Raw genomic sequence first — 12,976 nt, forward strand, 5'->3', positions numbered from 1 at the left:
GCAGAAAACACAAAAGCCACCCGAGGGTGGCTTTTGTAGAAAGCAGTACCAGCGAATTAACGCTTGGAGAACTGTTTGCGACGACGAGCGCCGTGCAGACCCACTTTCTTACGTTCAACTTCACGAGCATCGCGAGTAACAAGACCTGCTGCTTTGAGGCTGCCTTTAAGAGCTGCATCAAATTCAATCAGAGCACGAGTTACACCGTGACGGATCGCACCGGCTTGGCCGGTTTCACCACCACCAACAACATTAACCATAATGTCGAAGGATTCGAGGTTTGCGGTCAGTTCTAGAGGCTGGCGTACTACCATGCGACTAGTTTCGCGAGGAAAGTAAGAATCAACCGGCTTGCCGTTGACTATGATATTGCCGCTACCCTTGGCTACGAACACACGAGCAACTGCGCTCTTGCGACGGCCGGTACCGTAATAGTATTTACCTACCATGATACAAATTCCTTAGTAGAAAACGCGTTAACGCTTAGATAGAAAAAGCTTTAGGCTGTTGCGCGGTATGCGGATGTTCGCTACCTGCATAAACCTTCATCTTTTTGATCATAGCGTAGCCGAGAGGACCCTTTGGAAGCATGCCCTTAACAGCCATTTCTAGCACGCGACCCGGGAATTTTTCTTGCATCTCGGAAAAGGTGCGCTGGTAAATACCACCTGGGTGACCAGTGTGGCGGTAGTAAATTTTATCTGTTGCTTTGTTGCCGGTTACGCGGATCTTGTCTGCGTTCACCACCACGATGTGGTCACCACAGTCTACGTGAGGGGTGTACTCGGCTTTGTGCTTGCCACGCAGGCGTTTAGCGACTTCAGCCGCGAGACGACCGAGAACCATATCGGTAGCATCAACAACGAACCACTCGCGCTTAACTTCGTGCGGCTTGGCAGAAAAGGTTTTCATGACTGCTCTTCCACGTTACGATTTTGAGAAAGTCGCGGATTTTATCTGAATCCGCATTTACTTGTCAAATCTGGTGACGTGTCATTTTGAAAATATGTTCCAAAATTGACCTCGTCTAAAAAAAACGCAACCCAATTGGATTGCGTGAAATCCCACCAAAATGGAGGATGGAGGAGACAACAACAAAGTAAAAAACACTCTGATGTTAGGGCCATTATCGCGTGAGACAGAAAGCATGACAAGACATTTTTGTGATGCAAAATACTAAGTGTCGCAATTTGCATGCAGCAAATGATGCGAATCATGCGTTAAAATCCCCGTCAACAAAGGGAGAAGCACATGAAAGTACGCGTGAAATGGGTAGAGGGAGTGAGTTTTTTAGCGCAGTCTGAATCGGGTCATTCGGTGCTAATGGATGGCCCGCCAGCAGGTGGCGGCCGCAATTTAGGCCCTAGGCCGATGGAAATGGTGCTGATGGGCACGGCAGGATGCTCCACCTACGATGTGATCCATATTTTAAAGAAGAGCCGTGCCGACGTTAGAGACTGCGTAGTGGACGTAGAGGCAGAACGCGCAGAAACTGAGCCTAAAGTTTTTACTAAAATTCATTTGCATTACACCGTTACTGGAAAAGGTTTAAAGCCAGAACAAGTTGAAAGAGCCATCAAACTTTCTGCTGAAAAATATTGCTCTGCATCGATTATGTTGGCAAAAAGTGTGCTGATTACACACGATTTTGAAGTGATTGAAGCCGCATAAAAAAACGCGCCATTGGCGCGTTTTTTGGTTAATTACCTACTTCTATTTTGTTAGTAAGTGGCTGTGTTTTTTCAGGTTCGGTATTTTTTTCGGGTTTGGTATAAAGCCACACATAGGGCAAGCCAACAAAAATGGCACCGCCAACTAAATTGCCCAAAGTAACGGGCACTAAGTTGACCATGAAAAAGTGGCTCCAAGTCACATCAAAACCTGCCAACATTGCTGCAGGAATGAAGAACATATTGGCAATACTGTGCTCCATTCCTAAAGCCACAAAACCCATCACCGGCAGCCAAATCCCTACCATTCTGCCTAAAGTATCTTTAGCCGAATAACCTTGCCACGTTGCGATACAGACCAAAATATTAGCTAAAACCCCACGCATAAAACTCACCATAAAGGGGTTTTCTAATTTGTGGTGCGCCATACTCAGTAGGTATTGAGTCCATGGTTGATCAGGGGTAAATAGATCGGTAGCGCTGGTGTAAGCCCATGCCGCAAAGCATGCACCAATAAAGTTGCCCAAATAAGAAACACACCAGACGCGCACCACCGTGCTTGGGCTCACTTTTTTACGCCATAACGACACCACTTGGGTGGCGCAATTGGAGGTAAATAAATCAGCCCCTGTTAGCACCACCGCAATAAAGCCCAACGGAAAAACGGTTCCAAATAAAAGTTTAGCGAGCCCAGGATTGCTCGCTTGTAACTCAGGCGAGCCCCCAGCAACCACTAAGGCCAGCAGGCCGCCAAGCCCGATATAGACTCCGCCCATAATGGCCATCACCAGCAATCGGGCAAAAGGCAGCGCAGCTTTTTCTGACGCAGCGTGATCAACATAATCAACAACTTGCGCAGGTGAATTCATTTCAGACATAAATGGCCCCAAATAACGTAGTAACGTGAATCGTTAATCAGCGTTATATCTGTAAGCCTAGGAGCAAATCTGTAAACTATTTACTCGTCATATACCCTATTTGAACTTGCTCTGATTTAGCGCAAATTTTAGAGTCGATAAGAAAGTGAAGTCATCACAATTGAGCTGAGTTGCATCACTTTTGCGATTGGAAACGGCAATGCCGCCGCACCTAGCTGTTCGGCTTTTTCGGCATGATGCGTTTCATCGATATGCATCTGCGCCACAATCGCGCGGCTTTTTGCGTCTTGTTCTGGTAGCTGGCTTAAATGCGATTGCAAGTGTTCTGCAACTTGGCGCTCAGTTTCGGCTAAAAACCCCAGATTCCACTTATCCCCAATCACTCCTGCCGTCACCCCAATCGCAAGAGAACCCGCATACCACAAAGGGTTTAATAAGCTTTTATGGCTACCCAAATCAGCAATCCTTGCCTCAGTCCAAGCCAGATGCTCGACTTCTTCGTGCGCCGCTTCACGCAGCGCATCACGGGTAGCTGGGTTACGCGCAGTGAGCGCTTGGCCTTGATAAAGTGCTTGAGCGCACACCTCGCCACAATGATTGACCCGCATCAAACCCGCAGCATGCTGCTTTTCTGCGGCAGTCATTTCCAGCTCGGCAACACTGGCATCAGGATGAGGGCGCACGCTCTGCGCGGAGGCGGCTAGGGTTCTAAGCACGGTATCAAATTCAGAAATAAACTGATCGATTGAAGGTAATTTCAACATGGCGGCAACTATCCTTGGAATATTACGATTTTACCCCAGAAAAGCCTTAGATACCGAGCAAAGCAAATACCGGCGTGGCTTGCTACGGGTGAAGGTCTGTTATAATTGCCGCGAAATTCACCTTGATCCTTTTTGCAGGAATGCACGATGAAACGTCTAATTATTGCAACAAGCCTTGTCTTAGCTAGCCTGAGCGCATTTGCCGCAAATCCACAGGTAGAATTGATCACATCAAAAGGCAAGGTCGTGATTGAGCTTTACCCAGAAAAAGCCCCGCTTACCGTGGCAAATTTTTTGCAATACGTTAAAGATAAGCAATACGACGGCACCATTTTTCACCGTGTAATTAAAGACTTTATGATTCAAGGCGGTGGCATGGACGACAAAATGGCCGAAAAGCCAACGCGCCCACCGGTTACAAATGAAGCCAAAATCGCCTTTGAAAAAGGCTTGAAAAATGATCGAGGCACTGTTGCGATGGCCAGAACCGCTAATCCTGATTCCGCCACCGCACAATTTTTTATTAATTCAAAGAACAACGATTTTTTAAATTACCCAAGCCGTGATGGCTTTGGCTACACCGTATTTGGCAAAGTAATTTCTGGCTTGCCTGTAGTTGATCAAATTAGCGTTAGCCCAACCGCGCCAGGTGATGTGCCAGTCAATACCATTACCATTCAATCTGCGCGCGAGCTTAGCAAAAAGTCAGGCAAATAATTTTTTAGCTACCCTGATTTCAGTAATTTTGGCTTTATTTTAACCATTTTAATTATTTATCATTCCAATTAGTCAGGAATGATTACTCAAAAGGAAAAACACCATGAGCAATGTAAAACTCACCACCACTTTTGGCGACATCATCGTTGAACTGAATGCAGAAAAAGCACCGCTTACCGTAGCTAATTTCTTGCAATATGTAGAAGAAGGTCATTACGACGGCACGATCTTCCACCGCATTATTGATGGTTTTATGGTGCAGGGCGGTGGTTTTGCCCCAGGCATGGACGAAAAGAAAGAAGGCCGTGCACCGATCAAAAACGAAGCTGCCAATGGTCTCAAAAACGACGCTTACACACTGGCAATGGCGCGTACTCCAGATCCACATTCTGCTTCTTCGCAATTCTTTATCAACGTTGCTAATAACGATTTCCTGAATTACCAAAGCGCTACAGCGCAAGGCTTCGGCTACTGCGTATTTGCTAAGGTTATCGAAGGCAAAGAAGTGGTTGATCAGCTCAAAAACGTTAAAACGGGCAGCAAAGGCTTTCACCAAGATGTGCCTAAAGAAGATGTGATGATTATCAAGGCTGAAGTTTTAGCTTAAAAATATAAAAATGTAGAGTGGGCAGCTCTGCCCGCTCTACATTCAATGCAGCCTTGTGCCCGCATGGGCAGGCAAACCTTGCCCACCCTACAATGACATCGCCCCTCCCCTATGTCCGCCCCCATTTTATTTATCTCTGATCTACACCTCTCCCCCGCCGACCCAGCCACGACGGCTGCTTTCCATGCCTTTTTGCAAGGCCCTGCACGCAACGCCAGTGCGCTCTATATTCTTGGGGATTTATTTGAATTTTGGATTGGCGATGATGGCTTAGACGAGGCTTTTAATGCCGAGATTGTGGCGGCGATTGCCCAATTAGCTGAGCAAAAAATTGCAGTGTTTTTTTTAGCAGGGAATCGAGATTTTTTACCAGGGCAGCGCTTTGCTGATGCCGCTAGGCTAACCATTCTTAACGATCCAAGCTTAGTGCAGCTATTCGGCCAGAACGTATTAATCGCGCATGGCGATGCGCTATGCACCGACGATCTAGCTTACCAGCGCTTTCGCCGTATCGTACGTCACCCATGGGTACAAAGCTTATTTCTGGCGCTACCACGACGTTGGCGTTTAGCGCAGGTTGAGAAGCTGCGCGCACGCTCTAAAGAATCAAATCAAATGAAGCGTAGCGATGTGATGGATGTAAACACAGCTGCCGTCGCCAGCTTAATGCAACAGCACCACGTCCAGACACTGATCCACGGCCATACCCACCGCCCCGCACTCCATACGCTGACCCAAGGCCAACGCTGGGTGCTACCCGACTGGTATCAAGGCAAGGGTGGCTATTTATGCGTGCAGGCCAGCGGCATCAGCATGCATCAGCTTGATGGCAGAGCGTTTTAAACGCTTAATCCAAAATATAATTTTTTTGCGGCAATAAAGCAGGCGGTAAAACCGTTTCGCCTCGCATTTCTAACAGGCTACGCTCAATAGTGCGGCAAATGGCATTGAGTGCTAAATCATTTGGCTCGAAACCAAAGGGCAATTCTAAAGAGCTTGCAATATGCTCTAGCGCCATAAAAGTATAGGCAATAAACACTGTAATTAACGGCGTAAGAACGCCACAGCTATCCACTAAGCCTAGCGGCAACAGTATGCAATACGTATAAATAGTACGGTGAATCAATACGCTATAGGCATAAGGGATAGGCGTAGTCATAATCCGCTCGCAGCCGCCTTGAATATCCGATAATTTATTTAAATTAGTATCCATTGCCTGAAATAAAATAACGTCTATTTCCCCAGATCGATACCATATTGATAAAGATTGCGCCAATTTCACTAAAATCATCGAAGGAATAAAACGCGCAGTGCTTAGCTCTTTAGCCAGTGGATAGGGTAATAAGCGATGCAAATCGGCACGGGGATCAGTACAGCGTAATTGGTGATTTAACGCATAGGCAAAGGCTTGTAATAATTGAGAGAACTCATAAAGTTTAGGGTCATCTACCCGTAAACGAGTCATCGACATTGCTTGCCGCTGCAAGGAGCGGGCATTAATTAATAGCGATCCCCATAGCTTACGTGCCTCCCAATAGCGTTCATAACTTGAGCTATTTCTAAAGCCCAAAAAGATCGCCAGTGCTAGCCCAATTAAGCTAAAAGCACCAATCGATAATTGCAGACCAAAACCTTGAGTAAAGCGATGAAAAATCACAATACTCAATGCAATAGTGAGCACTAACACTAGCCGAGGAAAAATAGCCGGCAAAATAGAACCCCGCCAAGCTAATATCAGGCGGAACCAATGTACGGGGGGATGAACGATCATTGCGAATACTTTATTTTAAATAAGCGCGTTGAGGATACGCCTAAATAAAAGCATAAAAAAGTAAAATAAATACCGATAAAATCAAATCAAATTGATTGATTTTTATAATACCCAGATGAATTGCTTGCGCATCACCCTATTTATGCAGATTAACTAAATATTAAAATTCAAAGCAAACAATAGTGGCTCGCTTTTCGCCCACGCTGAGGTACAACGTGGGCAAAATTGCCCCTTCAAACCGCTTAATCCGCAGCTAGTAGCAAGCACACTGCCTGTGCTTCTACTGCTTCAGACGCACCTACAGGGCCAAGCTTCTCATAGGTTTTGGCCTTTACATTCACGGCAGCCACATCCACACCAAGATCGGCGGCGATATTGGCCACCATGGCCGCAATATGCGGTGCCATTTTAGGCTGCTGAATCAAGATTGACGCATCCACATTACCCACCTTCCAGCCTGCTTCCCGCACGCGGCGCACCGCCTCGCGCAGCAAAACGCGGCTATCCGCGCCTTTAAATTCGATTGCTGTATCAGGAAAATGCCGGCCAATATCACCCAAACCGGCCCCTCCCAGCACCGCATCGGTAATCGCATGCAGTAGCGCATCAGCATCAGAATGACCGAGTAATCCCTTATCAAAGGGAATATCCACCCCGCCCAAAATTAATTTACGCCCTTCTACCAGACGATGTACGTCCCAACCTTGCCCTATTCTCATAGTTTTCTCTTATTAATTTGCTGATGGGCCCAGATGCTCATGAATAATGACCCACTCCCCACTATCATTCACAATAACGGTTGTTCCTCGCCCGCTGCCTTGCTCGCTCACCCCGTCAATCAGGCCAGACCAATTAAACTCATAAGTGCAAGTTGCACAAAGTTCACTGACATAGATCCAGACAAGGTTCTTAATTAAATAATGCTCGCTTTTAATTAAGTCAAAAGTCTTAGTCACGGCAGCTTCAATTGCAGCCTTACCCAAATAAGTGCCCTCACTAAAAATAAAGCATGCATCCTGATGAATAAGCGGCGCAACTTTATTCCAGTCCTGAGTGGCTAGGGCATTTTTATAATCAGACAATAGTTTTTCATAAGCCATTATTTCATCTCCACGTCATCACCAGCAGCCGCCAAAATCAGCTCCGCTAAGCGTAAATCCTGTGGATAAGTCACTTTCAAATTCCATGGGCTGCCCATGACTAATTTGGGCTGCAAGCCAAGTTTCTCTAAGGCACTGGCTTCATCGGTAATATCCGGCCCCATCCCTATTGCCAAAGCATGGGCCAATTGCGCTACACGGAACATTTGCGGCGTTTGAGCCTGCCATAGGCCGTCCCTTGGATGGGTATGTGCAATATGCTGGTCAGCCTGTGCCAGCTTTAAGGTATCCGCCACTGGAACGGCCAAAATGCCGCCAATGGGATGATCGGCCAGCTCGAAAATCATTTGGCTAACCAAGGCAGGGTCTAAGCAAGGCCGTGCGGCATCATGCACCAAAGCCCAGTCCTCAGGCCCCTTTTGCAAAGTTTGCAAGCCATTGAGCACCGATTCGGCACGGCTGGCCCCGCCGCAGCGCAGCACTTCTAGTCGCCTGAACTCGCTCCAATCAAAGCTATCCCACCATTCATCTTCACGGGAAATCACCACCACAATGCGATCCAGTTCGGGCACCTTGGCTAAGGCAGACAGGGTATGCCAAATCAGCGGTTTGCTCGCCAAATTAAGGTATTGCTTAGGCGTGACCGACGCCATGCGCGAGCCACTGCCCGCAGCAGGAACCAAGGCGATATTCATAAGCCGCTTTTTCCCATCTGCCGCCACAGGCACTCCCCCTTCACGCTTTTATCCAAAGCCGCAAGATAAGCCTCGTGCTCGGCCAGCTCGGCTGCGGTAGCGCTCACAACACGCAAGGGCTTACGATTACTTTTGGCAAAAGCCAAGGCCGCATCGTTACCTGCGTAAGGGTCAAAATCAATCATCAGGCTATCTTGGCCACGCGTCAGGCCCAGATACACTTCAGATAATAATTCGCAATCGATCAGCGCCCCGTGCAGGGTACGGTTACTGCGATCAATATCAAAGAAGTCGCACAGCGCATCCAAGTTATTGCGCTTACCTGGCCGCTGATCTTTGGCCATGGCCAAAGTATCAATCACATTGGCCACGTGATCTTGAAACTTACCTCGCCCTAGCTTGGCCATTTCCATATTCAAGAAGGCCAAGTCAAACGGTGCGTTATGGATAATGACTTCGGCACCGGCAACAAAATCTAGGAATTCATCAGCAATTTGCGCAAATTTAGGCTTATCTGATAGAAACTCCGTCGTTAAGCCGTGCACATTCAGTGCGCCCTCTTCACTGTCGCGCCCTGGGTTGATATAGCAGTGAAAATGCCGATCTGGCGAGGATAAACGCCGGTCTATCATTTCAACCGCAGCAATTTCCAAAATGCGGTTGCCGTCATCAACGCGTAAACCGGTGGTTTCGGTATCTAAAATAATTTGCCGCATTAGCCACGCCCCAGTGCAACTTCCACGCCTTTATTGGCCAGCTGATCGGCACGCTCATTGCCTTCATGCCCAGCATGGCCTTTCACCCAGCACCATTCGATCTGATGCTGTGCCGCAGCAGTGTCTAGCTCGCGCCAAAGATCGGCGTTTTTAACCGGTTGCTTGGCCGCAGTTTTCCAACCGTTTTTCTTCCAGCCGTGAATCCAAGTGCTGATCCCATTTTTTACATATTGCGAATCGGTCCAGATCACCACGTCACAAGGGCGGCTTAAAATCGCCAGCGCCTTGATCACGCCCATCAATTCCATGCGATTATTGGTGGTGTCTAGCTCGCCACCGCACAGCTCTTTTTCTTTATCGCCATACTGTAACCACGCCCCCCAGCCGCCTGGGCCGGGATTGCCTTTACACGCACCATCGGTGTAAATCACTACTTTATTCATGCTTATTTCCTGGAAAAACGCACTATTAAACCTACGCCTGTTATATGTGGCTCCAGCAAGCCTGCCACCTTATTACTACCTAATTTGGAAAACACACAATGCAACCACGCTTTTTGCTTATAACACTATTACTTAACCAAGCGGCCCTCGCCGCGCCTTTTTGCCCTTGGCCTGTACCAGGCAGCGATGGCAAACGATTTATCAATCTCACCGTGGTGCAAACCATTGATATCAGCGATGAGGAAATAAAAGTGGCTTTTGGTGGCGGCAACTTAGGCAGTGGCCATGAAATCAAAACCGCCATCAAAAATCGCGCCGAAGGACAAAAAATTCTACAAGAGATGAGCGATGCCGCGCGCCGCTGCGACTTACCCAATACGCATACCAAGGCCACAAATTAACGCTTAGGGTCTTTTTCAAGCACGATGGTTTTATCTGCTCCTGTAGCCGTCACCGCACCTGCAACCACCGGCACATTGCGCCATTTTGGCCCAATTAAACGCATACCATGCACACGCTTCACCATATCAAGGCAATAAACCCCACCAGCGGCTGGCCACCAGCGATCGCCCGCATCTTCTAAAAAACGGCTTCTAGATAGCCATTTTTCACGCTGTACGGGCAAGCCATAGCAAAGAAACTCCCCCTGCATTGTTTCAAAGCCCAAGGTTGCTAACCAATCTTTTAGCCTAGGCAAAGCTACAAAATTGCCACGCCATGGGGCGGGGTGCGAGCCATTTTGTAAACGACGCAGCCCCCAGAGGCTCCAAGGATTAAACCCTGTAATCAATAAGCGCCCCTCAGGCATTAATACTCGCTCGGCTTCACTCAACACCGCTTGTGGATTCGCGGCAAAATCTAGCACATGCGGTAGCACCAAAAGATCTAGGCTTTGGCTAGCAAACGGCAAGGCCTCGCCCATACAGCGCAAATCCACGCCTAGCGATTGCCCAGCACACAAATGCCATGCCATGCGATTAGCACGCAAGCAATCGAGCTGTGGCAACTCTAGCTGCACCGCTTTGTAGCCAAAGATATCCGTCACGGTGCGATCGTACCAATCCATCTCCGCACTAGCTAAATAGTGACCTAATGGGGTGGCGAGCCAATCTGCAAAGTGGTTCAATCGAGCATCAACATTTAAGGGCATTCTTTTATGATCCGCATTAGCGCTGTGCCAATTTTCGAAGACAATTATATCTGGGTTTTGCAACAAGGCACGCATGCCATCGCAGTAGACCCTGGCGACGCACTGCCCCTCATTCAATATCTTAAAGAAAATGGCCTAGAACTGGCGGCGGTATTGATTACACATCACCATCACGATCATATCGATGGCTTGCCTGTGCTCTGGTCACACTACCAGATGCCCGTATATGGACCTGCTGGCATTAAAAATGTTTCCAACCCTGTAAAAGAAGGTGAAACATTACAGCTACTTAATACCCACATTCAGGTATTGGCCACCCCTGGCCACACTTTAGATCATCTTAGCTATCTGGCGGCTGACGCATTATTTTGTGGTGATACACTTTTTGCAGGCGGCTGTGGCAGGATATTTGAAGGCAGCCCAGCACAAATGCACGCTTCCCTACAAAAACTAGCGACCTATCCTGATTCAACCCTTGTTTGCTGTACCCACGAATATACCTTAAGCAACCTTAAGTTTGCCCTCAGTGTTGAGCCCAATAACCCTGCACTGATAGCAAGAATGCAAAACGTGCGTGCACTGCGCCAGCAAAACTTATCAACGTTACCCTCCACAATTGGCCAAGAAAAAGCCATTAATCCCTTTTTACGCTGCGAGCATAACGACGTCATTGCTGCCGCTCAAACACAAAATCCACAAGTAAAATCCCCCTTGGATGTTTTTGCTGCACTGCGCAAGTGGAAAGATAACTTCCGTTGATTTCAAAGGAATATCACCATTAAGCACAAACAGATTGACAAGATTAGACAGCAGCGGCAGCATCGCTCGATTATTAGATTTTAAATGGCGCAGGTACCCATGAAACAAAGACTCCTTGTTGGCCTCATTACAGGCCTATGTGCCTTGGGTTCGCACGCAGAAACCCTTGCTCCAGCCAAAATCGATTACCAGCTACATAATCCCACTTTTATCTCCCCAGACGATACAAATCGCACCATTGACGCCTTGTTTTCTGACGCGGTAATGGCCCCCGAATACGCGGATTTATGGGAGCGCGTTCGTACCGGATTTACTATTCCAGAGCTAGATCATCAGTTGGTTAGAAAATGGGAAAACTACTACGCTAGCCGCCCAGAATATCTCAATCGAATTATCAAACGCGGCACGCCTTATTTATATTACGTGGTGAATGAAGTTGAGAAACGCGGCATGCCGATGGAAATCGCGCTTTTACCCATGATTGAATCTGCTTTTAATCCAAGAGCAGAATCATCGGTAAAAGCTGCGGGAATGTGGCAATTTATGCCCGCTACAGGCAAAGATTATGGTCTAGAACGCACTTGGTGGTACGACGGCCGCCGTGATGTAGTGGCCGCCACCAGCGCCGCACTAGACTATTTAAATGGCAGCTACACCCAATTTGGCGACTGGCAGCTGGCCTTGGCCTCTTATAACTGGGGCCCAACTGCGGTAGCCCGTGCGGTGGCCAAAAATGAAGCTGCCAATCTTGGCACTCAGTTTATTGATTTACGCATGCCAGACGAAACACGCAATTACGTGCCTAAGCTATTAGCCGTGCGCAATATCATCGCCAACCCGCAAGCCTACGGCGTCACCTTAACCTCACTGCCTAACCAGCCCTACTTTGCCACGCTCACCGTTGGTAAACATATGGATGTGAAGGTTGCTGCCGAGTTAGCTGAAACACCAGTTGAAGAATTGCTTAGGCTTAACCCTGGCTTTATCCGGCCAGTCATTGCTTATAAAGATGACCGATCCTTAGTTTTGCCCGTGGCTAAAGTTGAAATATTTCAAAAAAATCTGGCAGAGTACGAAAAACCACTACTGAACTGGCAGCCTTACGTCACTAAACAGGGGGAGTCTTTCGATAAGCTAGCAGAAACCTTTGGCGTAGCCGCGAACGAGCTTAAAGACATCAACGATATCGCCAGCCGTGATCGCCTCGCCCGTGGACAAACCATCCTCGTGCCCAAGATTAACGGCCTAGATGTTTCTGACCGACAAACCTTAACCGCTTTAGCCGCTAACCGCAGCGTAGAAGCCATTGATACCGGCGCTAACGATAAACCACACGCTCCCGTCATTGCCAGCAGCGAGCACCGCGTCAGCAAAGGCGATACGGCCTACAATATTGCTAAGCGCTATGGTATGAATATTGCCGCCTTGCAAAGCATGAATAATATTGCCGACGGGCAAGTGCAGCTTGGGCAAATCTTACGTGTATCGGTTAAAACAGAGAGCGCGGTTTCAGGCAAAGATGGCCGTGAATATACAGCTAAGCGTGGTGATACTTTTTCCTCTATTTCAAAACGCTATAATGTCGCTGCTGCAGATCTAAAAAAATGGAATAACGCTAAGCCTATCCAAGCAGGTACCAAATTAGTTATTTATTAAGCGAATCTTTATAGCGCAAAATAAAAGCCCCATCAGGGGCTTTTATTTAT

18 protein-coding genes are annotated in these 12,976 nt (G+C 47.8%); 7 read left to right on the forward strand and 11 right to left on the reverse strand.

Features of this window, described 5'->3' with window-relative positions; all coding sequences use genetic code 11:
• Positions 1-56: 56 nt before the first annotated feature.
• Both rpsI and rplM read right to left on the reverse strand, forming a co-directional pair.
• Positions 57-449, reverse strand: coding sequence for a 30S ribosomal protein S9 (rpsI, locus tag Q0R17_RS05350; protein ID WP_046352176.1), 393 nt, complete (start codon positions 447-449; stop codon positions 57-59).
• 34 nt (positions 450-483) lie between these two features.
• Positions 484-912 (reverse strand): 50S ribosomal protein L13, encoded by a 429-nt coding sequence (gene rplM, locus Q0R17_RS05355; RefSeq protein WP_046352175.1) that lies wholly within the window; start codon positions 910-912, stop codon positions 484-486.
• A gap of 339 nt (positions 913-1,251) precedes the next feature.
• On the opposite strand from rplM, the gene Q0R17_RS05360 reads away from it, so the two are divergent.
• Positions 1,252-1,671 (forward strand): OsmC family protein, encoded by a 420-nt coding sequence (locus Q0R17_RS05360; protein ID WP_293932800.1) that lies wholly within the window; start codon positions 1,252-1,254, stop codon positions 1,669-1,671.
• A gap of 28 nt (positions 1,672-1,699) precedes the next feature.
• Here the strand turns inward: Q0R17_RS05360 and Q0R17_RS05365 are convergent, their stop codons facing one another.
• Together Q0R17_RS05365 and coq7 are read right to left on the reverse strand one after the other, a co-directional pair.
• Positions 1,700-2,548: a formate/nitrite transporter family protein gene (locus tag Q0R17_RS05365; protein WP_293932801.1), complete on the reverse strand. Its 849-nt coding sequence runs from the start codon at positions 2,546-2,548 to the stop codon at positions 1,700-1,702.
• 128 nt (positions 2,549-2,676) lie between these two features.
• On the reverse strand, positions 2,677-3,312 hold the full coding sequence (coq7, locus tag Q0R17_RS05370) for a 2-polyprenyl-3-methyl-6-methoxy-1,4-benzoquinone monooxygenase (protein ID WP_293932802.1): 636 nt from the start codon (positions 3,310-3,312) through the stop codon (positions 2,677-2,679).
• A 147-nt stretch (positions 3,313-3,459) separates the two neighbouring features.
• On the opposite strand from coq7, the gene Q0R17_RS05375 reads away from it, so the two are divergent.
• From Q0R17_RS05375 to Q0R17_RS05385, 3 genes are all read left to right on the forward strand, one after another.
• The gene (locus Q0R17_RS05375; protein WP_293932803.1) at positions 3,460-4,029 is read left to right on the forward strand and encodes a peptidylprolyl isomerase; all 570 of its coding nucleotides are present in this window, start codon (positions 3,460-3,462) and stop codon (positions 4,027-4,029) included.
• Between the two features lie 103 nt (positions 4,030-4,132).
• On the forward strand, positions 4,133-4,636 hold the full coding sequence (locus tag Q0R17_RS05380) for a peptidylprolyl isomerase (RefSeq protein ID WP_293932804.1): 504 nt from the start codon (positions 4,133-4,135) through the stop codon (positions 4,634-4,636).
• 111 nt (positions 4,637-4,747) lie between these two features.
• Positions 4,748-5,479 (forward strand): UDP-2,3-diacylglucosamine diphosphatase, encoded by a 732-nt coding sequence (locus tag Q0R17_RS05385; RefSeq protein ID WP_293932805.1) that lies wholly within the window; start codon positions 4,748-4,750, stop codon positions 5,477-5,479.
• 4 nt (positions 5,480-5,483) lie between these two features.
• Here the strand turns inward: Q0R17_RS05385 and Q0R17_RS05390 are convergent, their stop codons facing one another.
• The 6 genes from Q0R17_RS05390 to rnhA form a co-directional block, all read right to left on the reverse strand.
• Complete coding sequence (locus tag Q0R17_RS05390; protein ID WP_293932806.1) at positions 5,484-6,407, reverse strand: bestrophin family protein; 924 nt, start codon at positions 6,405-6,407, stop codon at positions 5,484-5,486.
• A 242-nt stretch (positions 6,408-6,649) separates the two neighbouring features.
• Positions 6,650-7,126, reverse strand: a complete 477-nt coding sequence (gene ispF / locus Q0R17_RS05395; protein ID WP_293932807.1) for a 2-C-methyl-D-erythritol 2,4-cyclodiphosphate synthase — start codon at positions 7,124-7,126, stop codon at positions 6,650-6,652.
• Between the two features lie 12 nt (positions 7,127-7,138).
• A complete protein-coding gene (locus Q0R17_RS05400; protein WP_293932808.1) occupies positions 7,139-7,507 on the reverse strand; it encodes a nuclear transport factor 2 family protein in 369 nt (122 codons plus the stop codon).
• A complete protein-coding gene (gene ispD, locus Q0R17_RS05405) occupies positions 7,507-8,202 on the reverse strand; it encodes a 2-C-methyl-D-erythritol 4-phosphate cytidylyltransferase (protein WP_293932809.1) in 696 nt (231 codons plus the stop codon). The genes Q0R17_RS05400 and ispD overlap by 1 nt, the downstream gene beginning before the upstream one ends.
• Complete coding sequence (gene dnaQ / locus Q0R17_RS05410; protein WP_293932810.1) at positions 8,199-8,918, reverse strand: DNA polymerase III subunit epsilon; 720 nt, start codon at positions 8,916-8,918, stop codon at positions 8,199-8,201. The genes ispD and dnaQ overlap by 4 nt, the downstream gene beginning before the upstream one ends.
• Positions 8,918-9,361 carry a ribonuclease HI gene (gene rnhA, locus Q0R17_RS05415; protein WP_293932811.1) on the reverse strand — a complete coding sequence of 148 codons (444 nt, stop codon included), beginning with the start codon at positions 9,359-9,361 and terminating at the stop codon, positions 8,918-8,920. The genes dnaQ and rnhA overlap by 1 nt, the downstream gene beginning before the upstream one ends.
• A gap of 98 nt (positions 9,362-9,459) precedes the next feature.
• Between rnhA and Q0R17_RS05420 the strand changes: the two genes are divergently transcribed.
• Positions 9,460-9,762, forward strand: coding sequence for a hypothetical protein (locus Q0R17_RS05420; protein WP_293932812.1), 303 nt, complete (start codon positions 9,460-9,462; stop codon positions 9,760-9,762).
• Here the strand turns inward: Q0R17_RS05420 and Q0R17_RS05425 are convergent.
• Positions 9,759-10,511, reverse strand: a complete 753-nt coding sequence (locus Q0R17_RS05425; RefSeq protein ID WP_293932813.1) for a class I SAM-dependent methyltransferase — start codon at positions 10,509-10,511, stop codon at positions 9,759-9,761. The genes Q0R17_RS05420 and Q0R17_RS05425 overlap by 4 nt on opposite strands.
• 6 nt (positions 10,512-10,517) lie before the next feature.
• Here Q0R17_RS05425 and gloB point away from each other — a divergent pair, with 6 nt between their 5' ends.
• Together gloB and Q0R17_RS05435 are read left to right on the forward strand one after the other, a co-directional pair.
• A complete protein-coding gene (gene gloB / locus Q0R17_RS05430) occupies positions 10,518-11,270 on the forward strand; it encodes a hydroxyacylglutathione hydrolase (protein ID WP_293932814.1) in 753 nt (250 codons plus the stop codon).
• Positions 11,271-11,369: 99 nt separating this feature from the next.
• On the forward strand, positions 11,370-12,926 hold the full coding sequence (locus tag Q0R17_RS05435; protein ID WP_293932815.1) for a LysM peptidoglycan-binding domain-containing protein: 1,557 nt from the start codon (positions 11,370-11,372) through the stop codon (positions 12,924-12,926).
• Positions 12,927-12,976 lie beyond the last annotated feature (50 nt).

Origin of the sequence: Iodobacter sp., assembly GCF_025352645.1 — a bacterium.
GTDB lineage: Bacteria > Pseudomonadota > Gammaproteobacteria > Burkholderiales > Chitinibacteraceae > Iodobacter.

Bases quoted from the DNA above. Each gene is read 5' to 3' on its own strand.
- rpsI (WP_046352176.1), bottom strand. From the start codon at position 449: ATGGTAGGTAAATACTATTACGGTACCGGCCGTCGCAAGAGCGCAGTT.
- rplM (WP_046352175.1), bottom strand. From the start codon at position 912: ATGAAAACCTTTTCTGCCAAGCCGCACGAAGTTAAGCGCGAGTGGTTC.
- Q0R17_RS05360 (WP_293932800.1), top strand. From the start codon at position 1,252: ATGAAAGTACGCGTGAAATGGGTAGAGGGAGTGAGTTTTTTAGCGCAG.
- Q0R17_RS05365 (WP_293932801.1), bottom strand. From the start codon at position 2,548: ATGTCTGAAATGAATTCACCTGCGCAAGTTGTTGATTATGTTGATCAC.
- coq7 (WP_293932802.1), bottom strand. From the start codon at position 3,312: ATGTTGAAATTACCTTCAATCGATCAGTTTATTTCTGAATTTGATACC.
- Q0R17_RS05375 (WP_293932803.1), top strand. From the start codon at position 3,460: ATGAAACGTCTAATTATTGCAACAAGCCTTGTCTTAGCTAGCCTGAGC.
- Q0R17_RS05380 (WP_293932804.1), top strand. From the start codon at position 4,133: ATGAGCAATGTAAAACTCACCACCACTTTTGGCGACATCATCGTTGAA.
- Q0R17_RS05385 (WP_293932805.1), top strand. From the start codon at position 4,748: ATGTCCGCCCCCATTTTATTTATCTCTGATCTACACCTCTCCCCCGCC.
- Q0R17_RS05390 (WP_293932806.1), bottom strand. From the start codon at position 6,407: ATGATCGTTCATCCCCCCGTACATTGGTTCCGCCTGATATTAGCTTGG.
- ispF (WP_293932807.1), bottom strand. From the start codon at position 7,126: ATGAGAATAGGGCAAGGTTGGGACGTACATCGTCTGGTAGAAGGGCGT.
- Q0R17_RS05400 (WP_293932808.1), bottom strand. From the start codon at position 7,507: ATGGCTTATGAAAAACTATTGTCTGATTATAAAAATGCCCTAGCCACT.
- ispD (WP_293932809.1), bottom strand. From the start codon at position 8,202: ATGAATATCGCCTTGGTTCCTGCTGCGGGCAGTGGCTCGCGCATGGCG.
- dnaQ (WP_293932810.1), bottom strand. From the start codon at position 8,918: ATGCGGCAAATTATTTTAGATACCGAAACCACCGGTTTACGCGTTGAT.
- rnhA (WP_293932811.1), bottom strand. From the start codon at position 9,361: ATGAATAAAGTAGTGATTTACACCGATGGTGCGTGTAAAGGCAATCCC.
- Q0R17_RS05420 (WP_293932812.1), top strand. From the start codon at position 9,460: ATGCAACCACGCTTTTTGCTTATAACACTATTACTTAACCAAGCGGCC.
- Q0R17_RS05425 (WP_293932813.1), bottom strand. From the start codon at position 10,511: ATGCCCTTAAATGTTGATGCTCGATTGAACCACTTTGCAGATTGGCTC.
- gloB (WP_293932814.1), top strand. From the start codon at position 10,518: ATGATCCGCATTAGCGCTGTGCCAATTTTCGAAGACAATTATATCTGG.
- Q0R17_RS05435 (WP_293932815.1), top strand. From the start codon at position 11,370: ATGAAACAAAGACTCCTTGTTGGCCTCATTACAGGCCTATGTGCCTTG.